This is a genomic window from Pseudoalteromonas sp. 11L1 (assembly GCF_055397545.1).
The window spans coordinates 918,269-944,475 of record NZ_AP041141.1; the positions used below are offsets into that span (position 1 = coordinate 918,269).

Annotated in this window: 26 protein-coding genes; 19 read left to right on the forward strand and 7 right to left on the reverse strand. The window is 40.2% G+C overall.

Annotation, left to right across the window (positions count from 1 at the left end):
* Nucleotides 1-6: 6 nt before the first annotated feature.
* Nucleotides 7-573: an NADPH-dependent FMN reductase gene (locus ACZ5WS_RS04230; protein WP_138608382.1), complete on the reverse strand. Its 567-nt coding sequence runs from the start codon at nucleotides 571-573 to the stop codon at nucleotides 7-9.
* A 117-nt stretch (nucleotides 574-690) separates the two neighbouring features.
* Between ACZ5WS_RS04230 and ACZ5WS_RS04235 the strand changes: the two genes are divergently transcribed.
* On the forward strand, nucleotides 691-1,587 hold the full coding sequence (locus ACZ5WS_RS04235; RefSeq protein WP_178956747.1) for a LysR family transcriptional regulator: 897 nt from the start codon (nucleotides 691-693) through the stop codon (nucleotides 1,585-1,587).
* A gap of 5 nt (nucleotides 1,588-1,592) precedes the next feature.
* On the opposite strand, the gene norR is transcribed toward ACZ5WS_RS04235, so the two are convergent.
* Nucleotides 1,593-3,158, reverse strand: coding sequence for a nitric oxide reductase transcriptional regulator NorR (norR, locus tag ACZ5WS_RS04240; protein ID WP_464711478.1), 1,566 nt, complete (start codon nucleotides 3,156-3,158; stop codon nucleotides 1,593-1,595).
* 428 nt (nucleotides 3,159-3,586) lie between these two features.
* Here norR and ACZ5WS_RS04245 point away from each other — a divergent pair, with 428 nt between their 5' ends.
* Nucleotides 3,587-4,819, forward strand: coding sequence for an NnrS family protein (locus ACZ5WS_RS04245; RefSeq protein WP_464710833.1), 1,233 nt, complete (start codon nucleotides 3,587-3,589; stop codon nucleotides 4,817-4,819).
* A gap of 20 nt (nucleotides 4,820-4,839) precedes the next feature.
* On the forward strand, nucleotides 4,840-6,021 hold the full coding sequence (gene hmpA, locus ACZ5WS_RS04250) for an NO-inducible flavohemoprotein (RefSeq protein ID WP_138608374.1): 1,182 nt from the start codon (nucleotides 4,840-4,842) through the stop codon (nucleotides 6,019-6,021).
* 7 nt (nucleotides 6,022-6,028) lie between these two features.
* On the opposite strand, the gene ACZ5WS_RS04255 is transcribed toward hmpA, so the two are convergent.
* Nucleotides 6,029-6,682 carry an endonuclease gene (locus tag ACZ5WS_RS04255; protein ID WP_138608372.1) on the reverse strand — a complete coding sequence of 218 codons (654 nt, stop codon included), beginning with the start codon at nucleotides 6,680-6,682 and terminating at the stop codon, nucleotides 6,029-6,031.
* 91 nt (nucleotides 6,683-6,773) lie between these two features.
* Nucleotides 6,774-7,481: a hypothetical protein gene (locus ACZ5WS_RS04260; protein ID WP_464710836.1), complete on the reverse strand. Its 708-nt coding sequence runs from the start codon at nucleotides 7,479-7,481 to the stop codon at nucleotides 6,774-6,776.
* Between the two features lie 246 nt (nucleotides 7,482-7,727).
* On the opposite strand from ACZ5WS_RS04260, the gene ACZ5WS_RS04265 reads away from it, so the two are divergent.
* A complete protein-coding gene (locus ACZ5WS_RS04265) occupies nucleotides 7,728-8,108 on the forward strand; it encodes a hypothetical protein (RefSeq protein ID WP_008114170.1) in 381 nt (126 codons plus the stop codon).
* Between the two features lies 1 nt (nucleotide 8,109).
* On the opposite strand, the gene ACZ5WS_RS04270 is transcribed toward ACZ5WS_RS04265, so the two are convergent.
* Both ACZ5WS_RS04270 and ACZ5WS_RS04275 read right to left on the reverse strand, forming a co-directional pair.
* The gene (locus ACZ5WS_RS04270; RefSeq protein WP_138608368.1) at nucleotides 8,110-8,553 is read right to left on the reverse strand and encodes a PaaI family thioesterase; all 444 of its coding nucleotides are present in this window, start codon (nucleotides 8,551-8,553) and stop codon (nucleotides 8,110-8,112) included.
* 150 nt (nucleotides 8,554-8,703) lie between these two features.
* Nucleotides 8,704-10,194, reverse strand: a complete 1,491-nt coding sequence (locus ACZ5WS_RS04275; protein WP_464710839.1) for a M12 family metallo-peptidase — start codon at nucleotides 10,192-10,194, stop codon at nucleotides 8,704-8,706.
* Between the two features lie 305 nt (nucleotides 10,195-10,499).
* Between ACZ5WS_RS04275 and lexA the strand changes: the two genes are divergently transcribed.
* The 5 genes from lexA to ACZ5WS_RS04300 all read left to right on the forward strand — a co-directional run bounded on the left by lexA (nucleotide 10,500) and on the right by ACZ5WS_RS04300 (nucleotide 16,031).
* Nucleotides 10,500-11,117 (forward strand): transcriptional repressor LexA, encoded by a 618-nt coding sequence (gene lexA / locus ACZ5WS_RS04280; RefSeq protein WP_010392379.1) that lies wholly within the window; start codon nucleotides 10,500-10,502, stop codon nucleotides 11,115-11,117.
* 738 nt (nucleotides 11,118-11,855) lie between these two features.
* Entirely contained in the window at nucleotides 11,856-12,998 is a 1,143-nt protein-coding gene (gene coxB, locus ACZ5WS_RS04285) for a cytochrome c oxidase subunit II (RefSeq protein WP_138608364.1), read from the forward strand.
* Nucleotides 12,998-14,590 (forward strand): cytochrome c oxidase subunit I, encoded by a 1,593-nt coding sequence (gene ctaD, locus ACZ5WS_RS04290; RefSeq protein WP_290167391.1) that lies wholly within the window; start codon nucleotides 12,998-13,000, stop codon nucleotides 14,588-14,590. Before coxB ends, ctaD begins: the two co-directional genes overlap by 1 nt.
* Nucleotides 14,590-15,120, forward strand: a complete 531-nt coding sequence (locus ACZ5WS_RS04295; protein ID WP_464710842.1) for a cytochrome c oxidase assembly protein — start codon at nucleotides 14,590-14,592, stop codon at nucleotides 15,118-15,120. The genes ctaD and ACZ5WS_RS04295 overlap by 1 nt, the downstream gene beginning before the upstream one ends.
* A 35-nt stretch (nucleotides 15,121-15,155) precedes the next feature.
* Nucleotides 15,156-16,031: a cytochrome c oxidase subunit 3 gene (locus ACZ5WS_RS04300; protein ID WP_010392387.1), complete on the forward strand. Its 876-nt coding sequence runs from the start codon at nucleotides 15,156-15,158 to the stop codon at nucleotides 16,029-16,031.
* Here ACZ5WS_RS04300 and ACZ5WS_RS04305 read toward each other — a convergent pair.
* A complete protein-coding gene (locus tag ACZ5WS_RS04305) occupies nucleotides 15,931-16,302 on the reverse strand; it encodes a DUF2909 domain-containing protein (protein ID WP_338390803.1) in 372 nt (123 codons plus the stop codon). The two genes, ACZ5WS_RS04300 and ACZ5WS_RS04305, sit on opposite strands and share 101 nt — an antisense overlap.
* Between ACZ5WS_RS04305 and ACZ5WS_RS04310 the strand changes: the two genes are divergently transcribed.
* The 10 genes from ACZ5WS_RS04310 to ACZ5WS_RS04355 all read left to right on the forward strand — a co-directional run bounded on the left by ACZ5WS_RS04310 (nucleotide 16,256) and on the right by ACZ5WS_RS04355 (nucleotide 26,164).
* A complete protein-coding gene (locus ACZ5WS_RS04310) occupies nucleotides 16,256-16,996 on the forward strand; it encodes an SURF1 family protein (protein ID WP_464710843.1) in 741 nt (246 codons plus the stop codon). The two genes, ACZ5WS_RS04305 and ACZ5WS_RS04310, sit on opposite strands and share 47 nt — an antisense overlap.
* Complete coding sequence (locus ACZ5WS_RS04315; RefSeq protein WP_054202823.1) at nucleotides 16,986-17,480, forward strand: hypothetical protein; 495 nt, start codon at nucleotides 16,986-16,988, stop codon at nucleotides 17,478-17,480. Before ACZ5WS_RS04310 ends, ACZ5WS_RS04315 begins: the two co-directional genes overlap by 11 nt.
* A gap of 12 nt (nucleotides 17,481-17,492) precedes the next feature.
* Nucleotides 17,493-18,482: a COX15/CtaA family protein gene (locus ACZ5WS_RS04320; protein ID WP_054202824.1), complete on the forward strand. Its 990-nt coding sequence runs from the start codon at nucleotides 17,493-17,495 to the stop codon at nucleotides 18,480-18,482.
* Between the two features lie 12 nt (nucleotides 18,483-18,494).
* Entirely contained in the window at nucleotides 18,495-19,424 is a 930-nt protein-coding gene (gene cyoE, locus ACZ5WS_RS04325) for a heme o synthase (RefSeq protein WP_464710847.1), read from the forward strand.
* Entirely contained in the window at nucleotides 19,421-20,038 is a 618-nt protein-coding gene (locus tag ACZ5WS_RS04330; RefSeq protein WP_178956739.1) for an SCO family protein, read from the forward strand. Before cyoE ends, ACZ5WS_RS04330 begins: the two co-directional genes overlap by 4 nt.
* Nucleotides 20,039-20,200: 162 nt before the next feature.
* Nucleotides 20,201-20,473, forward strand: coding sequence for an STAS domain-containing protein (locus ACZ5WS_RS04335; RefSeq protein WP_138608351.1), 273 nt, complete (start codon nucleotides 20,201-20,203; stop codon nucleotides 20,471-20,473).
* A gap of 8 nt (nucleotides 20,474-20,481) precedes the next feature.
* Nucleotides 20,482-20,844: a response regulator gene (locus ACZ5WS_RS04340; protein ID WP_008115349.1), complete on the forward strand. Its 363-nt coding sequence runs from the start codon at nucleotides 20,482-20,484 to the stop codon at nucleotides 20,842-20,844.
* A 14-nt stretch (nucleotides 20,845-20,858) separates the two neighbouring features.
* On the forward strand, nucleotides 20,859-22,949 hold the full coding sequence (locus ACZ5WS_RS04345) for a chemotaxis protein CheA (RefSeq protein WP_464710849.1): 2,091 nt from the start codon (nucleotides 20,859-20,861) through the stop codon (nucleotides 22,947-22,949).
* A complete protein-coding gene (locus tag ACZ5WS_RS04350; RefSeq protein ID WP_138608347.1) occupies nucleotides 22,931-23,416 on the forward strand; it encodes a chemotaxis protein CheW in 486 nt (161 codons plus the stop codon). The genes ACZ5WS_RS04345 and ACZ5WS_RS04350 overlap by 19 nt, the downstream gene beginning before the upstream one ends.
* A 48-nt stretch (nucleotides 23,417-23,464) precedes the next feature.
* Entirely contained in the window at nucleotides 23,465-26,164 is a 2,700-nt protein-coding gene (locus ACZ5WS_RS04355; RefSeq protein WP_138608345.1) for a methyl-accepting chemotaxis protein, read from the forward strand.
* Nucleotides 26,165-26,207: the final 43 nt, after the last annotated feature.

The following is a 26,207-nucleotide window of genomic DNA, read 5'->3' on the forward strand; positions in this document are numbered from 1 at the left end:
CGCTGCTTATTTTAGCTTACTCGCTACGCTAACTAACTGCTGTGCAAGGCCGGCCACTTTTTCAGCGGTAGCGGGGTCGTTAATACGGCCATTTTCGTCTAATAAAGTATGAATAGCCGGTACTGCCAGTTGGTTAGCTAATACTAAGCTGCCAATGCCAGATAAAATATCACGCACGTGATTCAACCCACGTAAGCCGCCAAGTCCACCCGGTGATGCTGCATATAAAGCGGTTACTTTATTTGCAAATGCAGGCTCTGCACCTTGTTCGGTGCGCGACGCCCAATCAATGGCATTTTTTAACACTGCGGTGATAGAACCATTATATTCTGGGCTGGCCAGTAAAATACCATCTGCTGTGCGCAGCTTGTCTTTTAATTGTTGTACGCCGGCCGGTGTGCCTTGTGCTTCTAAATCTTCATCAAACATAGGTATGGCTAAGTCTGCGAGTTTGATCACTTCCACTTCAGCGCCACTTTCTAGTGCAAAACGAGCTGCTTCATTAATAAGTTTTTGATTAAAGCTGTCTTTACGTAAGCTACCTGCTAGGGCAATAATTTTTGGTGTAGTCATGAGCTGATCCTAATGTTGATTGTGTACAGCAGTGACTTTAACAAATAATTGCTTGCAGAAAAGCCAAATAAACGCAAAACTTGTGTGCGTATATGCACAATTTAAAAAGTGGTTACTATGGCAATTCAATTTGATGATTGGCAAGATCTTAAGGTTGCTTATGAGGTGGCGCGTTTAGGCACTTTAACTGCAGCTGCCGAAGCACTAGATATTCATCACAGTACGGTGCTCAGGCGAATAAATAACTTAGAGAAAAGCTTAGATGCGCGATTATTCCACCGACATGCTCGTGGCTACAAAGTCACAGAGATTGGCGCTAAGTTATTTACCACAGCACAAGCAATTAATGGTGAGCTAGAACGCTTACACAGTGACATAATTGCAGCAGATAGTACCTTACAAGGTAGCTTGTTACTTACCACTGTGAGTGGTTTTATAGATGTATTAAGTGAGGTATGTGAGCAGTTTCAGACCTTGCATCCGCAAGTGCAATTACAAGTGATTATGGATCAAAAGCGTTTGCGCTTAGACCATGGCCAAGCACATATCGCTGTAAGAGCAGGGCCCAGGCCGGATGAAGGTGATTATATTGCTCAGCATTTAGCGGCACTCTCGTCAGGATTTTATGCTTCAAAACATTACATAAATCGTTATGGCTTGCCACAAACGTTAGCACAACTCTCGGTGCATAATTTTGTATCAGGAGTCGCGGGTTATAATGGCAAAGTGCCTTATTTTGCGTGGGTTGATGAAAATATTCCCTCGTCGCAAGTTAAACTTAGAGTATCAGAAACCTCAGAGGCTACTCGCGCCATCGTTAAGGGGCTAGGGATTGGCGGATTACAACATGATGTTGCAGCGCAATACTCTGATTTAGTGCCTGTATTACCTAACGAACTAAGTTGGCCTACTGACTTATGGTTAGTGACGCACCATTTAGTGCATCGTACTGCGAAAGTGCAAGCGTTTAGTCAGTTATTAAAAACCTATTTTAAGCAGCGTAAATTAAGTTAAAAAAGCTACAACGACTTTTTTATAGAAATACCCAAGCGCTTGGCTAGCCGCGTTAAGTTAGCGCGGTCGACCTGTAAACTTCGCGCTGTGCTTGCCCAGTTATAATTATGTTGTTTAAGTTGCTGTATAATAAGCTGCTGAGTGTAAGTATCGGTGGCTTGTTTTAACGAAATGTTGTTTGTTAAAGGTGTGGTTGCAAGCTGGTTTGAGTGTTCAAGATCTAAGGTGTTAATAGCGCTTAAATTTAGCTCGCAATGCTCTGGCTCAATAGTAATAATTGGCTGCTGCCATTGATGCTGTTTAGCTTTTAATGCGGCGCGATTAATAACATGTTCCAGCTCTCTTACATTGCCAGGCCAGTCATATTTTTTTAGCAGTAATTGCGTTTCAATGCTGAGTTTTAGCTGTTTAATCGCAAGCTTGCGAGCTGTTTTTTCCAAAAAATAACCGGCTAATAAAATAACATCTTCATCACGGGCTTTTAAAGGCGCTACGCTTAACGGGTACACACTTAGGCGATGATATAAGTCGGCGCGAAATCGCCCCTGTTCTACTTCGTGTTTCAAGTCACGGTTAGTGGCTGCAATCACTCTAACATCAACATATTTAAGTTCGTCTTCACCAACGGTTTGTACTTCGCCACTTTGCAGTACCCGTAATAATTTACTTTGCATTGCCAGTGGTAGCTCGCCTATTTCATCCAAAAATAAGGTACCGCCATCGGCTAATTGAAACTTACCTTGGCGAGCATTTTGTGCCCCCGTAAAGGCGCCTTTTGCATGGCCAAAAAATTCACTTTCGGCGAGGTTTTCAGGCAGTGATGCACAATTTAAATGGATCAATGGCTGATCTTTGCGTGCTGAATGCAAGTGAATATTACGCGCCACCAACTCTTTGCCGACCCCAGTATCACCTAAAATTAATACACTAAAATTAGAGGCTGCAACCAGCTTTATTTCGTTTTTAAGGGTTTGTATTACTGGGCTTTGGCCAATAATTTCACCACCATCACGCTTGAGCGCCTCACGGTTTAACTCTTGTACTAATTCACTTGAGTGCTGGGCATGTTGTTTGTAATGGGCAAGCTCTAGGGCTGTTTTAAAGTGCGCACTGCACAAGGTTTGTAAGGTATTAAGCGTATCAGCGGTAATGCCGTCAAACGCATCAGCGTTTAGGCTATCAAAGGTCAAAATACCAAGCAGCGAATCTTTATCATAAAGCGGTAACCCTAAGCAGGCATGCACTGGAATATCACCCGTTTTAGCTAGTAGTAAGCCGTCATATGGGTCTGGGAGCGGGCAGTCATGTGCAAATTGCAGTGCCAAGCGGTGATTACAAATAGCATCAAGGCGAGGATGCTCTGCAATGTTAAAGCGCCTGCCTAAGCTATCAGGCATTAAACCTTTAATCGCTAAAGGCTTTAATTGCTCGCCTTGGCGAATTAACAAAGCGCTAGCATCACTTGGAATAACACGTTCAACTGTGGCTAAGAGCTGCTCAAAACTGTGGGCATGTAAGGTGCTTTGTGCAAGCTCCAAGGCAACTTGAGTCAGGTTGAATTGCTGGTTCATGTCAAAATGACCTGTTAGTGTATTTAATTGGTTTTTATAGTAGGTCATAAAGACTCTTTTTGTAAAGTGAAATTAAATAATGCATTGAATTTAAAGTGTTTATTTAATTGGCATGGTCTGTGTAATAACAAAATAACGAAAGCAGTTATTGGGGTTGTTATGAGCAGTATTTTTTTAGGACAGGTTAATTATTCAGTGAAGTCTAATTCTCTGTATTACCGTTTGCTATCTCATGCAAATAAGATGCTATGTATTAGCGTATTTGGGGTGTTGATTACGTTGTTAATAAGTTATCCCTATGCAGGCTACTTTTCTATACCGGTACAAATTTTTGCACACATTAGCACGATTGTCCTCGCGGCGATTGTCAAAGTGAGTTACGTACTGCGCTGTGTGGCGCAGCATGGACTGGGGCAGGAGGTGCGCTAATGAAGCCCATAAACTTAGCCGAACCTATGCCAGCGCAGGTCGCATTTCATCAGGTATCACAATGGTCATTATGGATGTTGGCATTTAGACCCTTTTTTTTAGCTGGTGGATCACTAGCGTGTTTATCTGTGGGTTATTGGTTACTTATTTTAAGTGGCGATGCACAGTGGTATTTAGTTATGCCTGCTAATTTGTGGCATGCACATGAAATGTTATTTGGTTTTGCGGGCGTGGTTGTGGCTGGCTTTTTACTTACTGCAGCACAAACATGGACCGGTGTTGCAAGTATTAACGGTAAACCATTGATGTGGCTTAGCCTAATATGGCTTAGTGCACGGCTTAGTTTTTTTGTAGTTGTGCCTAGCATTGATCAGTTTAATGTTTATGCGGTACTGATTTTACAAGTTGTTTGGTGGCTCTCGGTAATCATAGTGTTAGCCAGCATGTTGATAAAAGCGAGCAGTAAACGCAACTACTTGTTTTTATTTATTCTTTCATTTTTATGTACGCTCAATATGTTGTATTTAATACTAGTGCTAAAAAACCAAACGCAGCTAGCGCTGGCGATGGTTGATACCGCAGTACTGGTTATAAGCTTGTTGGTGGGGGTTGTAGCTGGGCGTGTATTACCCTTTTTTACTGCCAAAGGGCTGGGCTTATCTAAGCAGGTACGCACACCAAACATAGATAAAGCTATTTTATACTTATCGGTATTGGCGATAGCATTATTTTTTATTAGTAAATTATTTTGCACTGTAATTAACCCGGCACTAGTTGTGATGAGTGCAGCGTTTTTGCATTTAGTTCGCGGTGTTTGCTGGTGGAACAAGCAAGTCCTAAAAGTCCCATTATTATGGTCGTTACACTTTGCGTATTTAGCTTTAGGTATAGGTTTAATGTTAGTGGCAATCAGTTTTTATAGCAGTGCAATACTGTTTAAAGACGCTCTGCATTTTATCACTATTGGTGGTATCGGCATGATGATTTTAGCCATGATGACACGGGTATCACTAGGACATACCGGTCGCTCACTTAGTATTCCTGGTTTTATGAATCTTGCATTTGTATTGGTGTTTAGTGCCGCAATTATTCGTGCTTTTCTCCCGTCTTTTATTGGGCCACACCTAGCTTGGCAGATCAGTGCTGTGCTTTGGTTACTGGCCTTTTTATTATTTTTAATTCACTGCACTCCTATATTAACGCGGCGTCGTGTTGATGGGCGTCGTGGTTAGTTCACCCATAGGAAACCAAAATGTTATCTGAAAAAACTATTGAGATTGTAAAAAGTACAGCTCCATTACTTGCAGAAGCGGGCACAGCCGTCACCGATCATTTTTATAAGCGCATGTTTAGCCATAACCCGGAACTTAAACATATTTTTAATATGACTAACCAAGAAACGGGTCGTCAGCAATTTGCATTATTTAATGCCTTGGCTGCGTATGCGCAAAATATTGATAATTTAGCCGTGTTAAAAGAGGCATTAGCTAGAATTAACCATAAGCATACCAGCTTGAATATTTTACCCGAACACTACCCTATTGTAGGGGCGCATTTGATCGGCACACTTAAAGAGCTTATTCCTGATCAGTTTACAGCTGATGTTGAATACGCATGGCGAGAAGCTTATAACCTACTGGCTGATATTTGTATTACCGAAGAAGCAGCGTTGTATACACACAGTAAAAATAATCATGGTGGCTGGGTAGGTACACGGAAGTTTGAAATTACTCATAAACATGTTGAGTCTGAATTTGTAACCAGCTTTATCCTCACACCTTTAGACGGCAAAGCTGTTATTTCCCACAAGCCAGGACAATATCTTGGCATTAAAGTTAAGCCTGAGGGGGCAGAATATGAAGAGATCCGCCAGTATTCTATTTCGCAAAAGAGCAATGCTAAAAACTATCGTATTAGCGTTAAAAAAGAGTGCCAACCACAGCCTGGCGTGGTGTCTAACTATTTACACTCACTAGAGCAGGGCGCACGAGTAGAGCTATACCCACCAGCAGGTGATTTCTTTTTGAAAGATGCAACAAGCCCCGTTGTGCTTATTTCTGCAGGTGTTGGCCAAACCCCAATGATGGCTATGCTGCAAACGCTATTGAGCGACAATACTAATCAAGCGATTAGTTACTTACACGCGTGTGAAAATAGCTTGGAGTATTCATTTAAAGACTACCTAGCTCAGCAAACGGCTATGCATCCACAACTAAAAACCTTAACCTGGTTTAATCAAGGTGGTGGGGGATGTGATTACACAGGTCTTATGGATTTATCTGTGCTTGAAGCATCACTGCCTATTAGCGAAGGGGCATTTTATTTGTGTGGACCAGCTTCATTTATGGCTTATGTAAAAGGCCAACTACTTGACTTAGGTGTACAGAGCTCGAATATTCATTACGAAATATTTGGACCACACCAAGCATTATAAACATAAGTTACAGCTTTTTACTGTCGGTTTTTGCGGCATAAGCTTGTTGTTGCCACGCATTAAATAGCTTTTGTTGTTGATTTGATATTTTTAAACCATAAGTTTTTTGCATGTAAGCGTATGCATCGGCAATACGTTTACGTGCATAAACCGGAGGCTCTATAACGCGTTGTTTAAAATTAACCTTAACCTCACAGCGACCATATTGATTAGCATTTTGGGCTAACATGCCAAAGCGATAGTTTGAACGATCAGCGTTAATTTCACCGATTGCGGGAGCTAAATTGTTAATATCAGCTTCCATCATGCGAAACTTTGCACTTACTTTACGGCAATTTTTACGTCCACCATCTTGCCAGCATTGTAACTGATGACCGAACTCCCAAGCGGGTACAATATGTTCCCATTCTATTCGCAGAGCGCGTTGGTTCACGTTACCTGAACGGGTAAATGTGTTGCGTGGCACATAACCACAATGGGTTGCATCGGGTACTAACTTTTTGCCTTTACGTTTTATGTCGCAACCACAATAGATACTTTTTGCATTGGTTGGTAAGGTTTTAATTAAGTGTTTTTTAGCACTGGAAAAACGAGTAAATTGCTCAGCATTAATAGTAAAGCTGATAACGCAAAGCAATAACGCAAAAATAAAATGCGGCATATCCTATCACTTTAGTGAACTACAGGAGCCGCGATTTTAAAGTGAATAATCTAAATGGTAAATCAGTTTTCAACCGAGTCCACTTAAAAACTCAGGATAGCTGACGTTTTCTTGTTCTGAATCGGATATTTTGCAGTAATAAAATAAAACCAGTAAAGCTAAAAAACACACTGCTGGCAGCAAAACTAATGAGTAACGGGTTGTTAAAATCCTCGCGCTCATCGTAATCCATAATATGTAGCATCCAAAAGAAGTCAAACACTCGCCAAATATCACTGCGAACAGTAATCACTTTACCTGTGTCTGATGACAAATAGAGGGTGGTGTTAAATGTATCGTTAAATTTCACTTGCCATATATTTGTTTTATAACCGCTTTCTCGTGGGCCTGTAGCTAATAAAGCAGCGCTTACTCGTTGAGCATTAATAAGTAAGTGTGCGTGTGCATTAGCAATAATTTGCTGTCTATTAGGTGCTTTAAATGGTTGCCCAGTAATGCCATTAAAACTTTGTTGGCTACCGGCACTGGTTACAGTTATAAGTGGGGTGGATAAAAAATGCGTAAAGATTATTTTAGTCGGGTTGGTTACTTGGGATACGATATCATCAATTGATGCGATGTAATCATGGCTTTTAAAGGGGTTGGTTAGGGTGCGTGTTGCTAGGTGCTTACCATGTACTTTTTCAAGCGGAATAGCGCTCATAATTAAACCGCCAAGCAACCAAGCTAAAATTTGTAAACCTAATAAGTAGCCCAACCATTTATGAAGTTTACGTACTGGTTTAAATATTTTTTTCATAGGTGTTTATCTTATTACTTTTAATAAACATTTTACGCGAATGGTAGGCAGGGTGGGTGCGACAAAATGTCGCACTAGTGCATTCAAATTGAGTTTCAGCACAATAGTGCTAATAGTAAGCTGCAATAACACCCTAAAATAAGAGTATTAACTGATAAAGTGTCTATTTATAGGGTGTTGATTTGGTATAACGATAAAACTGCGTTAAAGTTTGCAAGGTAACCATTAGAGGATAAATACGAAACAATGTCGGAAATTCAATTTTTAAATGTAGATCTCGAGCTTGAGTCAAAGCAAGATATTAGCGTATTAGTTGCTGATTTAAAAAAGGTCGCAACCATTTTACATTATGATAAAGACGAATACCGCCAACTGGCACGCATCGAAGTAGCTGGTGAAATAACCACACCCGATAAAGCAATTAATCATTTATGTGAGCTAATTGAGTCGTGTTCACGCAATGCATTAAAGCAATGGTTAAGTTGTTCTCGTAGAACCTTTGATATGGGGTTTGAGTCGGGTACGTCGCCAAAATGTTTTAATCAGGCCCTACATGCAGATACCTTGTTACGCATATCTGCAATTGGCGCAGGCATAGAAGTTACTATTTACCCTCTGGAAAAGTAATTTAACCTTTTCGTTCGACTACGGCTGCGGTCATTCTTGATACGCAGCAAAGCTCATTGCGGCTATTGGTTATTTTAATATCCCAAACCGAGCTGCGTTTACCAATATGATAAGCTTTTGCGGTAGCCGTTAATGTGCCGTTGCGTGACGCTTTTAAGTGACTGGCGCTGATCTCTTGCCCAACACAATAAAATCGACTGAAATCAACTACAAAGTTAGCGGCATAACTTGCTACGGTTTCAGCAAGGACCACATTGGCACCACCATGCACTATACCCATAGGGTTATGATGCTCTGGAATTGCCGGCATAGTGGCGACTAAGTAGTCATCTCCAATTTCACTGATTTCAATTCCCATGGTCTTCATGAGCGTGCCTTGGCCAGTGATCCCTTGATCTAATTGCTTACAAAACTCTAATGTAATTGGTTGATGCCAAATGCTCATACTCGCTCCTAAAAGAATGTTTAAAAATATAAAATTGAGCTCATATTAAGGTGAAATTTAAATCTTGTCGTGAGTGATAGCAAATAAATTTTTTTTAGCTTAATTTAAGCAGGTCGCCATACTACGACGCCTGCTTATGTAGCTTGCTTATTATTGGTAACTAGCGACCAGTTCTACATTATTATAAGCATCAAAGCCTTTGAGCATGACAGAGTAATTTCCACTGCGAGTATCACTGCAGCTCTCATTATTGCCATTTCTATATGGGCGACAATCAAAATTATTTGTGGATGCCGTTTCGTTAAATTTTACATATATATCAGCATCACCACTACCACCTGATGTTCTAAAAGTAACTTGTGTTGCTTCACTTGGTACTGCAAATGTAAATAACTTTTCGCTATTCTTTGCACCATTAACCATAATAGCTTGATTATTTTGGAGCACATTGTCACCAGGAATTGGGGGGGTTGAAGATCTAAAGTTTGCAATAATAGGGTTAGTTAAGTTTAACACTCTGGCATTGTCATGTTCTGCCGAAGTCCCCATTACATCTCCATTGTATGATTTATTAGGGTTCGACCAGTAATTAATACGTGTACAATTACCTGGACAATTATATGCCATCACTGAGCGCCATTGCGATTGAGGTTGCTGGTAACCATGTCCAAATGAATAAGGAGTTGTTGAAGGATCGTTTTCTGGATTATGGCGAGCGCCTTGTAAGTGTCCAATCTCATGACCAAAGGAGTAGTAGCCTGTCGCACAATCATAATCGACCATAGCAAAAGCGCTTTGAGCATTAGCGCCAATGGCTTTGGCCTGGCCACAGTAACCATTGACATCATTTACTAATATAACTACATCTGCACCGAATTGATCGCGTAATGTATGTGCTTCATCCATATAACCGTCGTTTTTAGCTGCTAAACGATTTAAATCAGTACTTGAGTTTGCAGCTTCAGTATAATTAATTTGGCTCATGTGGGCTATGCTAACAACTGCGTTGACGCCTGAGTTTTGATAACCTTGGTTGGTTTCAACAATCGCAAGATCAATTAAGCTATTTATATCCCCTGATTTTTGAGCTGCTGCTGGGGTATATAAAACTAATAAACTAATATTACTTTGTGTTTCGTTAGCCATTACCGATTGAGTGTTTTGAGCTGTTAAAATTTGTTCACTCATAAACTCCAAGTTATTAGACTGTTTATAGTCGGGAGCATGTTCAGCTGGCTGCTTTTGGGGATCTAATTCAATGAAATTATGACCAGAGTGCTTATTTGGTTGTAATTTATATATCTGTTCACCTACTTTTACAGTACCCGAAATGCCTTTTGCAGATTTAATAAGTGTTATTTCGTCATCTTCTAAACTTTTACCAATCCAAATTAAGCTTCCCGTTGCTGACAAACTTGTTGAACTTTTTATAAATTCAATGTCGTTACCTTTAACAGGTAAAAGAAAGGTATTTGTGCTATTTGTGAGCTCAAAAAGAGGCTGGCCAAACTGTAATTGATTACTTGTTTGTGTGGCCACGCTTTGTGACTCATTAATATATTGCACTTCAAAAAGCGGAACTTGAGCTTGTGTATAGCCGCTGAATAGGAGTCCAATAAATAAAGGTGAGTATTTTTTCATTTCATAGTCCTTTTATATTTGTTTTGTCCACATAAAGTGTACACGGTAATATTCTTATTTCAATTAATTAACATTACCACTCATTAAAACTAACCATTGTTGTAAATTTTAAGATACATTTTTTATTTTTACTGTTGATGGGTTGCTTTAATCAGTGCAAAAATAATTTTTAGGAGTTAAGAGCGGGTTATATTCTTAGTGCGATAAGCTAATTATTATCAGTGGAGCTAACTTAATTTATATTTGCGATTTTAAAATAACTGTATATACTCACAGTTAATTGTACTGTATGGAAAACCAGTTGTATGCGACCATTAACGAAACGCCAAGCGCAAATACTCGAACTTATCAAAGTGTTTATTAAAGATACTGGTATGCCTCCTACACGTGCCGAAATTGCACAAACACTGGGTTTTAAAAGTGCAAATGCTGCAGAAGAACATTTAAAAGCACTGGCTAAAAAAGGTGTGATTAAAATGAAGCCGGGCGCGAGTCGGGGCATTCAGCTTGTTGAAGAAGAAGAGCCAGAGCAACTGGGCTTACCTTTAATTGGTCGAGTTGCTGCGGGTGAGCCAATATTGGCGCAACAGCATGTAGAAAGCCACTGTAAAATTGACCCTTTAATGTTTAAACCTGCGGCTGATTTTTTACTGCGCGTTAACGGCATGAGTATGAAAGATATTGGCATTATGGATGGCGACTTACTCGCTGTACATAAAACTCAAGTAGCTGAAAATGGTCAGGTTGTTGTTGCTCGAGTGGATGATGATGTTACGGTTAAACGTCTAGAAAAAGCCGGCAGAAAAGTATTACTGCATGCTGAAAATGACGAGTTTTCAGCTATTGAAGTAGACTTGGAAAATGAATCTTTCAATATTGAAGGTTTAGCGGTGGGTGTTATTCGTAACGCTGATTGGATGTGATAGTTAAGCATAACCTAGCGCTTAATATTGATTAGGCGCTGTTTTTACATGCATTATTTTTGTACGATATTGCTTGTGAATCGCTTTTTGTTATTTTTAAAAATCGCTAAATATTATTATAAATAAACAAATTTATTTTAGGGTCTGTTGACCTTTCAAGGTTGAATTTGCAGCAGTCTGTTTGGTATTTAGGCAAGACAGAGCCTATGTGGTGATTCCCCATAAATAGGCGATAACGTAGCATCAATGCCAAACAGGCGCTGCCCGAAGGGTTCTGCATAGGGGCGATTTACTCTTTGTTGCTCGGTTTTGACTTAGCCCACTAGGTTACAAACTTCGCGCCGCGATTAAACCGCCCCTAGTTTGAACAAATTTTAATCCGAAAAGATCAACAGACCCTAGTTATTTTTAAATCATAAAACTTTATATTTTTTCCGCTGTTATTCAAGCTACCCCTTACCAACTCTGACTCTTAGATTAATTACCTTATTTGTGACTATTTTCTTTGCTGCACTTTTTTAAGTAACCTCTTGTTTATTTTTCATGCTCACCTTGCTTATTGTTTATTTTTTAACTAGTTATTAAAGAGCTGGAATAAAAATAACTCACAGCCTAATCGTTTTGAGCACACACATTTAGTAACTCCAGCACCCTTATAAAAAATAAAAATAACGAATGGGCGTTTAAGCCGTATGCCTCTTCGCTTTGCGTCAGCAATAGCATCAAAGGAGCCGTCACATGGGTAAGCTGAGTTCTTCCTTGTGGCTTATATTGTTAGTTTTTTCGCAAAATGTGCTTGCTAATAGCCAATATAATATGCGTAAAGGCGTAACTGATATAAGTAATAATGTATATCAACTGCACATGACCATATTTTTAATATGTTGTGTGATTGGGGTGATCGTGTTTGCCATTATGTTTTGGGCACTCATCCATCATCGCAAGTCTAAAGGGGCTGTCCCTGCCCAGTTTCATGAAAGTACCAAAGTAGAAATACTCTGGACTGCCATTCCTTTTGTCATCTTAATTGTTATGGCCATTCCTGCGACTAAAACGTTAATCGCCATGGAGGATGCCAGCAAAGCTGATATCACTATAAAAATTACTGGATCACAGTGGAAGTGGCATTACGAGTATATGGGGGAGGACGTTGAGTTTTATTCAATGTTAGCGACTCCTCAAAATGAAATAACGAATCTTGCCGATAAAAACCCGAATTATTTACTCGAAGTAGATAAGCCGCTGGTGCTACCGATTAACCAAAAAGTTCGTTTTTTAATGACTTCAGATGATGTAATTCACTCATGGTGGGTACCTGATTTTGCAGTTAAAAAAGATGCAAACCCTGGGTTTATTAACGAAACATGGACCAATATTAATGAAGTAGGTACTTACCGCGGACAGTGTGCAGAGCTGTGTGGTAAAGATCATGGCTTCATGCCTGTTGTGGTAGAAGCAAAAACAGAAGAAGACTTCAAAACGTGGTTGGCAGAAGCTAAACAAGCTAAACAAAAAGCGGCTGAAGCAGACGCTGCGTTATTAGATCAAGTGGTACCAAAAGAGGAGCTGATGGCTCTTGGTGAGCAAGTTTATATGGCGAGCTGTGCAGCGTGTCATCAACCTACAGGTTTAGGTTTGCCGGGTGTTTTTCCAGCACTTAAAGGCAGCCCAATAGTTATAGGTGATATCAAAGGTCATATCGATATCTTACTTCATGGTAAACCAGGTACAGCGATGCAGTCTTTCGCAAAGCAATTATCTATTAAGCAGATAGCAGCCGTTATTACTTATAAGCGTAACGTATGGGGTAATGACACCGGAGAGGTAATTCAACCAAGCGAAATACAAGCGGCACTGGATGCTGATGGGGAGGCTAAATAATGAGTAGCATTGCAGAACAACCTAATTCCAATGAGGCTCATCATGGCCATCAACCTGCAACAGGCTTTAAGCGCTGGTTATTTACAACCAACCATAAAGATATCGGAAGCTTATATTTAATTTTTTCTCTCACCATGTTTTTGATTGGTGGAGCAATGGCTATGGTTATTCGGGCTGAGTTATTTCAGCCGGGTTTACAATTGGTTGATCCTCACTTTTTTAATCAAATGACCACAGTACACGGTTTAATCATGGTGTTTGGTGCAGTAATGCCTGCATTTACTGGATTGGCAAACTGGATGATTCCGTTAATGATTGGTGCGCCAGATATGGCATTACCGAGAATGAACAACTGGAGCTTCTGGATTTTACCATTTGCGTTTTTGATTTTGTTAGCGTCATTGTTTATGCCTGGTGGTGGCCCTGCATTTGGGTGGACCTTTTACGCTCCGCTTTCCACCACTTATAGTAACGACAACACAGCAATGTTTGTATTTGCGGTACATATAATGGGTATCAGTTCGATTATGGGTGCCATTAATGTGGTGGTCACCATAGTGAATATGCGCGCTCCGGGTATGACATGGATGAAACTGCCGTTATTTGTGTGGACATGGCTGATCACGGCTTTTTTACTTATTGCAGTAATGCCGGTACTTGCTGGTGCAGTTACTATGGTACTCACCGATAAATACTTTGCGACCAGCTTCTTTGACGCCGCTGGTGGTGGCGATCCGGTAATGTTCCAGCATATATTTTGGTTTTTTGGTCATCCTGAAGTTTATATTATGATTTTGCCTGCCTTTGGCATTATCTCTACGATTGTTCCTACTTTTTCACGTAAAAAACTATTTGGTTATGCCTCTATGGTGTACGCCACTTCCTCGATTGCCTTGTTGAGCTTTATTGTGTGGGCGCATCATATGTTTACCACAGGTATGCCCGTGGCGGGTGAGTTGTTTTTTATGTACGCGACTATGTTGATATCGGTACCTACCGGCGTAAAAGTATTTAACTGGGTAGCAACTATGTGGCGTGGCTCTATTAGCTTTGAAGTGCCCATGCTGTTTAGTATCGCATTTATTGTGCTGTTTACTTTAGGTGGCTTTTCGGGATTGATGCTGGCGATCACACCTGCTGATTTTCAATATCACGACACCTACTTTGTAGTTGCACACTTCCATTATGTGCTGGTGACGGGCGCGGTATTTTCTATTATGGCGGGGGCTTATTATTGGCTACCAAAATGGACCGGAAATATGTTCAATATTACCTTGGCTAAATGGCACTTTTGGTTGTCTTTGGTAAGTGTAAATGTGCTGTTTTTCCCAATGCATTTTGTGGGGTTAGCCGGTATGCCACGTCGAATTCCAGATTATGCACTGCAGTTTGCTGACTTTAACGCCATTATTAGTATAGGTGGGTTTGCCTTTGGTTTATCGCAATTACTGTTCGTTGTTGTTGTGTATAAATGTGCAAAAGGGGGCGATAAAGTGCCTGCAAAAGTTTGGGATGGGGCAGAAGGGCTTGAATGGGACGTTGATTCACCTGCGCCATATCATACGTTCTCAACGCCGCCGGACATTAAATAATGACTCACTTGCCGTTATTAAAAAAGCTGGTGATTATTTGCATTGCAATGTTTGCTTTTGCATTTGCCATGGTGCCTTTATATGACGTGTTTTGCGATATAACCGGGCTTAATGGTAAGCCCTCGTTAGAGCAAGCACAGCAAAGTACCTTGGTTAATGAGAATAGAGAAGTCAGCGTTAGTTTTACCACGCATGCCCAAAGTGGTGCGCCTTTTGAGGTTAAATCTAAAGAATACAGTGTAGATGTAAAACCAGGGGCTATGCGTGAGGTTATGTTTAGCGCTAAAAACAACAGTAATGAAGACAAAGTGATGCAAGCGATACCTTCGGTAGCGCCGGGTAAAGCGGCTAAGTATTTACACAAAATAGCGTGTTTTTGCTTTGACCAGCAACCTTTGAAGGCTGGCGAGGAGTTAGAGTTTAAATTACTTTTTTATGTTGATACTGAGTTACCTAGTGATGTGGAGGAGTTAACTCTGTCTTATACCGTATTTGATATTAGCGAGAAGTTAGTAGCCAGTAATAACTAGCTTATAAAACTAGTGAAAAACTAGGAGCAAATGAAATGAATCAAAAATATGAACATTATTACGTACCTGATCAAAGCCCATGGCCAATAGTTGGCGCGGTGGCGCTATTTTTTATTGCGGTAGGGGCAGCCTTAACAGTTATGGATATGGGTAAAGAGGGAGGCAGTGGTGTTTACTTACTGTATGTGGGTATTGCCGTATTGCTTTATATGCTGTTTAGCTGGTTTAAAAATGTGATTGAAGAGTCGCATCAAGGTTTATATTCTGCACAAATGGATCGCTCATTTAGACAAGGTATGAGCTGGTTTATTTTTTCAGAAGTCATGTTTTTTATGGCCTTTTTTGGGGCCCTTTTTTATGCCCGCATGTTTTCTGTGCCTTGGCTTGGAGGCGCCGATAACAACGCCATGACTAACGAAGTGTTATGGCCTACTTTTGAGGCTGTGTGGCCATTGTTAAATACCCCAGGGGGCACCTCTACGCAAGCGATGGGCTGGCAAGGGTTACCACTGATAAATACCCTTATTTTATTAGCGTCGTCGGTAACTCTGCATTTTGCTCATGTAGCGATGGAAAATAACAAACGTACTCCACTTAAGGTGTTTTTAGGCGTAACTATTTTGCTGGGAGTATGCTTTTTAGGGCTCCAAGTAGAAGAATATATTTATGCTTATAATGACCTTAATTTAACCCTTGATGCGGGAATTTACGGTAATACCTTCTTTTTGCTAACCGGTTTTCACGGTATGCATGTCACCTTAGGTACCATTATTTTATTAATCGTTTTCCTACGGATTTTAAAAGGCCACTTTACAAAAAATAAGCACTTCGCGTTTCAAGCTGCGGCGTGGTACTGGCATTTTGTTGATGTTGTTTGGCTATGTTTGTTTGTTTTTGTATATGTACTGTAGTGGGCAAAGGTGATTGATTGGCCGTAATAAAACCAAGTTTTAGTGCGGCAATTACCATCACTAATACCACAACAGAAAATAACACCCGACGCCCTAAAAAGTGAGACATGGGGCGTCCATTGGTTTTTCCCGACACCATAATAAATAAAGCACGAAATAAATTAAACAATATAAATAATAACAGTAGAACAATAATAATTTTAATAATCACTGGGTTTATCCTTATGCAGTTAGTTGTATTTAACAAACAAAAGCTTAGCTCAATAATCACAGTTTGCCTGATTGTTATTGTGGTATTAGTTTGTGTGCGTTTAGGGTTTTGGCAATTACAACGCGCAGATCAAAAGCAACAACAGCTTAATGCCATTGAAAATATTCAGCAGCAAGGAGTTATGAGCTGGGCACAGTTGCAACAGCTGCCAAAAGAGTGGAATAAAACCGGGGTATTAGTTTCTTTGAGTGGTTATTTTGATACCAATAATTATTGGCTGCTCGATAACCAAATTTATAATGGTCAGGTTGGATACGACTTACTGACATTATTAAAATTACCTGATGAGTCGCGCTTTTTATTAGTTAATTTAGGTTGGGTAAAAGCTGGCCGCTCAAGAGAAGCCCTACCAAACGTGACAATACCTAGTGGTAAATTTACGTTAACGACACAAATTAAAGAAGATAATTTAAGTGGCTTTACCTTAGCTAATAGTAATACTCAATCAGATTTAGCTAAACGAATTCAAATCATTGATCTGCAAGCTCTCAGTAGCCAATCCCAGCGACCTTTAGTGGATTATATGGCCTATCGCCAAGGCGACGAAGATGAGATTGCAGCCCCCCATTATGAAGCTGTTGTGATGAGTCCAGAAAAGCATTATGCCTACTCAGTACAGTGGTTTTTAATTGCAATTGCCTGTGTGGTAGTTGCTATTTTTGCAAGCAAGAAGAGGATAGATAATGAAAAATAAACCCCTGTTGCTCTTTGTAGTATGCTGCGCTATCCCTTTAGTGCTGGCTTACAGCGCGTTAAAACTTGATTGGCTACCTACAGCAATTACTAACCATGGTGAATTTTTAGAGCGTGAAATTAAGCTAGACAATTGGCAGCAGCATAATCCAAAGCAATGGACCATTGCTTTAAATTATTCAGCACAATGCGAAGAGCCTTGCTCGGAGCAGCTCGCTGCTTTAGATAATTTATATGTTGCCCTTGGCAAAAATCAACACAAAGTAGATATGGCGATAATGGGGAAACCCAAAGCTGCGAAGCCGCATTGGCATATGATTGCTGAACAACAGCAATTAAAACCCGCGAGTTTATATTTAATCGACCATATGGGACTGATTGTGCTGGAATATCCATTTAATCCTCAACCACAAGAAAACCGTTTGATACAAAAGGGATTATTGAAAGATCTAAAAAAATTACTTAATTACTCTCGTTCAAGCTAAGTAGAGGCTGCTATGTATAAAAACTATAAAAATTTGGTATTAGCAACGAGTTTATTCGCATTAGTTGTGGTAGCTCTAGGCGCATATACGCGGTTAAGTGACGCAGGACTTGGTTGCCCCGATTGGCCTGGTTGTTATGGCTTTTTAACCGTACCAAAACATGAAGCTGAGATTGCGCATGCGATTCAAAGCTACCCCGATATGATATTTGAAACAGCAAAGGCATGGAAAGAAATGATTCATCGCTATTTTGCTGGCACGCTCGGAGTATTAATTTTAGTGTTGTTTATTTTGGCTTTTGTAAAACGCCAGTATCCAACTACGCCTGTAAAATTACCGATGCTACTGCTTTTGCTTGTTATTTTTCAGGCCGCGCTAGGTATGTGGACGGTGACTATGAACCTGCAGCCGCTAATTGTGATGGGGCATTTACTCGGAGGATTTAGCATTTTGGCGTTATTAACGTTGTTGTACTTAAGGCTGACCAGTCAGCCTATTACGGGTGGGGACGCAGGTGCAAAACCTCACTTTAAACTAAGCTTGGTGGCGCTCACGGTACTTATTTTACAAATCGCCTTAGGTGGCTGGTTAGCGGCTAATTATGCCGCGCCACATTGTAATGGTTTGCCGCTATGTAGTTATGCTCAGCCATTTTCGCTCAGTAGTGTTTTTCAGTTACCGTTAGAGCACAGTAATTATGAGTTTGGTGTGTTGTCACAACAAGCGCGTATGTCTATTCATTTACTGCATCGTATGTGGGCACTAGTCACTTGTATTGTGTTGGCGCTTGTTATGTGGCGTATATATAGCCATGCCTATTCACAAAAAATTAAAAGCTGCACAGTAAGTGTATTGGTAGCATTATTTTGCCAGATAGCGTTGGGGTTAGCAGTTGTATATTTTCACTTCCCAATTAGTGTTGCGCTGGCGCATAACTTAATGGCTGCCATACTGTTATTAACTATGGTTAGGTTATGTTATTACCTAAAAGTACGTACTTAAAGGGGAATCGTTATGGCACTTACAATTAACAAAAAAGCAATGCAGCCCGTTTATAGCGCATCGTTATTGACTAAAAGTTATCATTTAATCCAAGATTATTTGGCAATCAGCAAATTTAAAGTAGTGGCTATGCTGGTGTTAACGGCATGGGTGGGCTTGGCTCTCGCCCCTGATGTTGGCAGAGGCATTGGGGTTCAGTTCATAAGTTTATTAGGGATTGGCTTACTCTCTGCGGCAGCTGCCGTTATCAATCATGTGGTTGATAGTGAAATTGATAGTAAAATGGCACGTACACGCCACCGCCCAGTCGCCAAAGGACGCTTAAGTAAATTACACGCATTGAGTTTTGCTGCTGTTATTGGCGTGGCAGGGTTTATTATGTTGATGTTGTGGGCAAATACACTCACTGCCATACTTACTTTATTTGCACTTGTAGGTTACGCATTTATTTATACGTCGTTTTTAAAACGCGCCACGCCACAAAATATAGTGATTGGTGGTTTGGCTGGCGCCATGCCTCCTTTACTTGGTTGGGTGTCTGAAACCAATCAAATGGCAGCCGCTCCTTGGTTGTTGGTTATGATTATATTCACATGGACTCCTCCGCACTTCTGGGCGTTAGCCATCGCGCGCAAAAGTGATTACGAACGCGCTAAAATCCCTATGTTACCTGTGACCCATGGAATCGAATTTTGTAAAACCTGTGTGCTCGCATACTCAGTGCTATTAGCCATTGTGTGCGTACTCCCTTATTTGATAGGTATGTCGGGGCTTATTTATTTAAGCGGGGCATGTATCCTCAATGTGGTATTTATATACAAAGCAATTAACTTAAAATTTGCCGCTAAAGAAGACACCGCAATGGATTTATTTCGTTTTTCGATTGTTCATTTAATGATACTCTTTGTTATCTTATTTATAGATAAATGGCTAGTTATATGAAGCAGTTATGGTGTGGGTTAATTGTTTTTTCGGTGCTTTTTTTATCGGCATGTGGTGATAAAAAAAGTTTACAGGATCTTGATGCATTAGTGTACGAAACAGCAAAACCGTTATCTGATTTTTCGTTGAATGATCAACAGGGGGAGTTAGTAACCAAACAGCAGTTTTTGGGTCAATGGAACTTAGTTTTTCTAGGCTACACAAGCTGCCCTGATATTTGTCCAATGACGCTTGCTAAGCTCAACAATGTCTATAAAAACTTACAAGCTAATTATCCCCTGCAGGTGTGGTTTATATCTGTTGATCCTAAACGAGATATTGCTCAAAGGCGTAAAGAGTACATAGATTATTTTAACCCTGACTTTTTAGCTGTATCTGGGGAGCATAAAGACCTATTTCCATTTGTACGTGAGTTGGGATTAATTTATGCAATTAGTGATAGTGATGAATCTGACTACGCGGTGGATCATAGTGCATCGGTTGCACTTGTTGATGGCAGTGGCGCACTAAGAGCTATTTTTAAGCCTGAATTTAAACAAGGAGATGTGCCTTTGGTTAATACTACAAAATTAACGGCAGAATTTATTGAAATTGCAGATTTTTACAAAAACTAGCTTTTAATGACTTAACGATTTTAGAGGGGCTTTGTGCCCCTTTTTACGTTTTTTAACAGCTAATTTTAATTAATTGGTTATTTTTTGGTTGTTTTTATGGCGTTTTCTTTATCTCGGTCTAAGCTTTTGGTATGGATCGAGTTGATAAGGAAAAGCTTAAAAATGCTTAAACTACCAAATGAACTTTCAATTGTTCAAGTTGACGTTTTACATCAAGATTTATTAAGCGAACTTAATAACAGCCGAGATATTTGTCTAGATATTAGCGATGTTATGTCTGCTGATACCGCCTCGGTTCAACTTCTTTGTGCCCTACAAAAACACCTTCTTACTATCAATCAAAAAATTGCCTGGGTTGGCAGCAGTGACGCATTAAAAAATGTCATTGAACAACTCGGTTTAAGTGAATATTTAGCTTCAGAAAGTACTAACTAGAGGTTTATATGAAAAGAATTTTAGCTGTCGATGATTCTGCATCAATGCGCCAAATGGTGAGCTTTACGTTAAAAACAGCAGGGTTTGATGTTACCGAAGCCAAAGATGGCAGCGAGGCATTAGCCATTGCCAAGCAACAAGGTTTTGATGCAGTTATTTCTGATGTAAACATGCCAATTATGGATGGGATAACGCTTATTAGAGAGCTAAGAGGGCTACCAGATTACAAGTTTACACCGCTGCTTATGTTAACTACGGAGTCGGGGATGGATAAAAAAGTAGAAGGTAAAGCTGCAGGGGCAACAGGGTGGATTGTAAAACCTTTTAATCCAGATCAGCTATTAGCCGTGCTAAAAAAAGTAATCCGTTAACTTAGGAGTGCACTGTGAGTATTGATTTAAGCCAGTTTTTTGAAGTGTTCTTTGAAGAGAGTTTTGAAGGCCTCGATATAATGGAGACTGAATTACTCAACTTAGTGCCAGGCGAAGAAGACTTAGAAACCATTAATACTATATTTAGAGCTGCTCATTCAATAAAAGGGGGCAGTGCTACTTTTGGGTTCAACTCAATTGCAAATTTTACCCATGTATTAGAAACATTACTGGATCAAATTCGTGAAGGTGAGCGCAATATAACTAGCGAGCACATTAATTTATTACTTAAATCAGTGGATTGCTTAAGGGCTTTGCTAAGTTCGCTAAAGGTACAGGAAGAACCAGATTTAGCCCAAGCAGATACTTTACGAGAGCAGTTCGAGAAATTACTAGGTATGCCAGCTGGTGAAGAGCAAGGTGAAGAAACACATCATGAACAGGTTATAGTTAATACTTACCAGATTGATTTTAAGCCACATTTTCATCTATTTAAAACCGGTAATGAACCTTTGTTTATGATCAGCGAATTAGCCGAGCTTGGTGAGTTAGAAGTACAGGTATTCACCGATGCCATACCTGATATTAAAGAATTATCCAGCGATGAGTGCTTTTTATATTGGCGGTTTTTCTTAAACACTGAGCGAGATGAGCAAGCCATTAAAGAGATTTTTGAATGGGTTGAAGATGATGCAGATATTAAAATTGAGCTATGCGGTGGCTTATTTAATGATGCTAAAGCCGGATCAGAAGAAGTAATTAACGAATCGGTTGTTGTGGAGGAAGCTCCCAAAATTGCTGAGCAACCCAAAGCAAATAAAGCAAAGGCAGTTGCCAATGCGCCCAGCGCAAAAGCTGCACCAGAATCAACCTCTATTCGAGTTGGTATCGATAAGGTTGACTCATTAATTAATATGGTGGGCGAGTTAGTTATTACCCAAGCAATGTTAAATCAGCTTAGCGAACAGGAAATGACAGCTACTGCAGTAACCTCGCTTCAAGAGGGATTAGCACAACTAGCGCATAATACTCGAGACTTACAAGAAAACGTGATGCGTATTCGTATGCTGCCAATTAATTTTGTGTTTAGTCGCTTTCCACGTTTGGTGCGTGATATTGCTCAAAAGCTCAATAAAGAGGTGGAGCTAAAGCTGATCGGAGAGCAAACCGAGTTAGATAAAACTGTGATGGAAAAAATATCTGATCCTATGGTGCATTTAGTAAGAAACTCACTGGATCATGGTATTGAAACTGTTGAAAAGCGTATTGCAGCAGGTAAAGATCCTGTGGGTAAGGTTACATTAAATGCTTTTCATCAGGGAGGAAATATCGTCATTGAAATTATGGACGATGGCCAAGGCCTTAACACCCAAAAGATTAAAGAAAAAGCGATTGCCAACGAACTTATTGCTAGCGATAGCGAGTTAACAGATGATGAAATTAACGAACTTATATTCATGCCAGGGTTTTCTACTGCTGATGAAGTAAGTGACTTATCTGGCCGGGGTGTGGGTATGGACGTGGTGAAACGCAATATCCAATCATTAAATGGCTCGGTAGAAGTGACATCCGCTGCTGGAATTGGTTCTACCTTTACTATTCGGCTGCCGCTTACTTTGGCTATTTTAGATGGGCAATTGGTTAAAGTAGCCAAGCATACTTACATTATTCCACTGATCTCGATTGTAGAATCGCTGCAAATTGATATTGCAAAAGTAAGCCGTGTTGGGAAAGACCTAGATGTCCTCAGATTACGTGATGAATACATTCCTATTCTGCGTTTATACGAGATTTTTAACCATCAAGATGCGATTGAATCATTAGATAAGACCTTATTGGTTGTGGTGGAAAACGATAATCAAAAAGTAGGGGTGCTCGTTGACGATTTACTTTCACAACAACAGGTGGTTATAAAAAGCTTGGAGGCTAATTACCACAAAGTGGACGGAGTTTCTGGGGCAACTATTTTAGGTGATGGTCGCGTTTCGTTAATTTTAGATATTAGCGGTTTGATTAAGCTTTCAGGGTTAAAAAAGCCTGGCAGCCAAGCATTGAGTATTGAACCATCAGCTACTCTGGAGGATTCATGTTCTCTGAATCAATAGCATTAAATAGCAATATTGAGCTGCAGCGCAAAGAAGGGATTAAGCAGTTTCTTACCTTTATTATGGCTGAAGAAGAATACGGAGTAGATATATTAACGGTGCAAGAAATCCGCAGCTGGGAAGACATAACCGCACTGCCAAATGCCCCAGATTATGTAAAAGGCGTTATTAATTTACGCGGCACTATAGTGCCCATTATTGATTTACGCTTAAGGTTTGGCTTACCCACTATCGCCTATGGGCCATTAACAGTAGTGATTATTGTAAAAGTAGAGTTTGAGCAAGAAAGTAAAGTAATGGGTATTACGGTAGATGCAGTGGCTGATGTTTATAGCATTGCAGAGCAAGATGCTAAAGCTGTGCCGAGTTTAACCCAAACTAATGAGAGTGAATATGTAGCAGGGTTAGTCAATGTAGGCGAAAAAATGGTCGCCCTAATTGATTTGCCAGCAACCATGGATATTTAGCGGTAACAGTAACTAAATAAAGTAAATAACTTAAAGGTGGTGATAAGCATGGGATGGTTTAGTAATTCAAAACAGTCTAAATCAAGCAATGATTTGATCATAAATGCATTGCATAAATCATTAGCAATAATTGAATTTGAGCCTAATGGAAGAATAATTACTGCCAATGTTAATTTTCTTCGTGTAATGGATTACTCACTTGCTGAGGTTCAAGGTCAGCACCACTCTTTATTTGTTAGTCCTAGCGAAGCGAAAAGCGATGAGTACCATCAGTTTTGGCAGCGATTGAGCGCGGGTGAATTTATTTCAGATGAATTTAAGCGGTTTGGAAAAAATGGTAAAGAAGTATGGATACAAGCCACGTATAACCCTGTTATAGACTCTCAGGGGCAAGTAATTAAAGTGATTAAGTTTGCTACTGAGATCACTTTGCAAAAATTAAAGGCAGCCGAAGCGGCCGGACAAGTTGCAGCAATAAATAAGTCGCAAGCGGTAATCGAGTTTGACTTAGATGGCACAGTGATTAATGCCAACAAGAACTTTTTAGCCACGTTTGGCTACCAACTTGATGAAATACAGGGTAAGCACCATCGTTTATTTGTTGCACCTGAGTATGCAAATAGTGCGGATTATCAAACTTTTTGGGCCAAACTGGGTAGAGGTGAATACGACCGAGGTGAGTATTTACGATTTGATAAACAAGGCCGTGAAATTTGGATTAATGCTTCTTACAATCCCATTTATGATATGGACGGAAAATTAATAAAAATCATAAAATACGCAACGGACATTAGCGAACAAAAAGAACTAGAAAAAACCTCTAAAAAAACTGCCGACTTAGCCAGCGCCCTAAAAGTATGCCAAGCGAATGTGATGATTGCTGATAATGACTTAAACATTATTTTTGTCAACGAACAAGTTAAGCAAATGCTAAAAGCACGCGAAAGAGATTTGCAATCGGTATTACCTAACTTTGCTGTAAGTGACTTAATCGGCACATGTGTTGATGATTTTCATCAACATCCAGCGCATCAGCGCGAGCTATTAAAAAAATTAGATGCGCCCCATAAAGCGACACTTAAATTAGCTGGTCTTATTTTTGATTTAATTGCTTCGCCATGGTTTAACGAAGAAGGAGAGCGCTTGGGAACAATTGTTGAGTGGCAAGATATTACTGATGAAGTATTTAAGGCCGATGCAGAGCGTGCCAGAGCACAGGAGAACTTACGTGTTCGCCGAGCGTTAGACACTGTAGCAACAAACACTATGATTGCAGATGCATCGAATGTGATTGTTTATATGAATGACGCGGTGAAAAATATGATGAGCAATGCTCAAAATGATATACGCATTGATTTACCTAACTTTGATAGCAAAAATCTACTGAATCAAAATATTGATATATTTCATAAAAATCCAGCCCATCAGCAAAATATGTTGGCTAAGTTAACGGATACCTACAACACTGAAATTAAAGTGGGAGGCAGAACCTTTGGCTTAGTTGCTAACCCAATTATTACGCCAGACGATGAGCGAATTGGAACTGTAGTTGAATGGGAAGACAGAACAGCAGAAGTAGCCATAGAAAAAGAGGTTGCTCAGCTGGTCAGTGCCGCAAGTAAAGGAGAGTTAAATAGCCGTGTGGTTGAGCAAGGAAAGGATGGCTTTTTCCTACGTTTAGCTCAAGGTCTTAATAGTTTAGTTAAAGTGGTTGACGAAGCGGTAACTGATACTGGCAATATGCTTGATGCCATGGCTACTGGTGATTTATCTAAACGGATCGAAAAACAGTATCACGGCTCGTTTGAAAAACTGAAAACAGATGCAAATGCGACAGCAGATAAGCTAACTGAGGTTATTAATCGAATTAACACATCAGCCACTTTGGTGGCCAGTGGAGCAGAAGAGATTTCACAAGGTAATGCTGATCTAAGTCAGCGCACAGAGGAGCAGGCATCATCATTGGAGGAGACGGCTTCTAGTATGGAAGAGATGACCAGTACGGTTCGTCAAAATGCTGATAATGCCAAGGTGGCTAATGACTTAGCTGAAGAAACCTGTGATAAAGCAGTTCAAGGTGGCGAGGTTGTGAATAAGGCCGTAACCAGTATGTCTGCAATTAATGAATCGAGTAAAAAAATTGCTGACATCATAGGTGTAATAGACGAAATAGCATTCCAAACAAACCTACTAGCTCTCAATGCTGCTGTAGAAGCTGCAAGAGCAGGTGAGCAAGGCCGAGGTTTTGCGGTTGTTGCGGGTGAAGTGCGTAACTTAGCTCAGCGCTCAGCTGGTGCAGCTAAAGAAATTAAAGAGTTAATTAGAGATAGTGTTGGCAAAGTTGCTGATGGTAGCGCTCTTGTAAATGAATCAGGTGTGACGTTACAGGAGATTGTGGTGTCGGTGAAACGTGTGACACAAATGATAGCTGATATAACTCAGGCCTCTGAAGAGCAAAGTGCAGGGATTGAGCAAGTAAATAAAGCTGTATCGCAAATGGATGAAATGACTCAGCAAAATGCGGCATTGGTTGAAGAGGCATCGGCTGCAGGTGAATCTATGGCAGAGCAGGCAAATGAAATGCGCCGTTTACTGCACTTCTTTTCACTAGGGCAGCAAGATATGGCGGTGGTATCGCCCACCATTCGCACCCCTGAAATAACGCATAAGCAAGAAAATAGCTTTGTTAATAACAAAAGCAAAGGTGAAAACTTTGTAGACTCAGCTGAAGAGTGGGAGGAGTTTTAACCCTATTTTAGATGGTTCAAACAATGAGGTTAGTTTGAATCTA